Raw genomic sequence first — 217 nt, 5'->3', positions numbered from 1 at the left:
CGGTGGCGATGCCCTGGAGGCGGGTGTGCTGTTCGCCGCGCTGTACGCCGTGACCCGTTCGCTGTGGTGGACGATGGGCCTGCACTTCGCCTGGAACATGATGCAGGGCCCGGTGTTCGGATCCGCCGTCTCGGGGTCGGGGCGTGCGTCCGGCTGGCTGCGCGCGGAGTTCACCGGTCCGGACTGGCTCACCGGAGGACCGTTCGGCATCGAGGCG

1 pseudogene is annotated in these 217 nt (G+C 71.0%); it reads left to right on the top strand.

Going from position 1 to position 217, the window contains the following annotated elements:
• Positions 1 to 25: 25 nt before the first annotated feature.
• Positions 26 to 217, top strand: a pseudogene (locus tag BN358_RS10780) (CPBP family intramembrane glutamate endopeptidase); the annotation flags it as partial.

Origin of the sequence: Sedimentibacter sp. B4, from assembly GCF_000309315.1 — a bacterium.
In the GTDB taxonomy this organism is placed as follows: Bacteria; Bacillota; Clostridia; order Tissierellales; family Sedimentibacteraceae; genus Sedimentibacter; species Sedimentibacter saalensis.
Note: the sequence above shows the minus strand (reverse complement) of the source record. Positions and strands in the feature narration are given on the sequence as shown.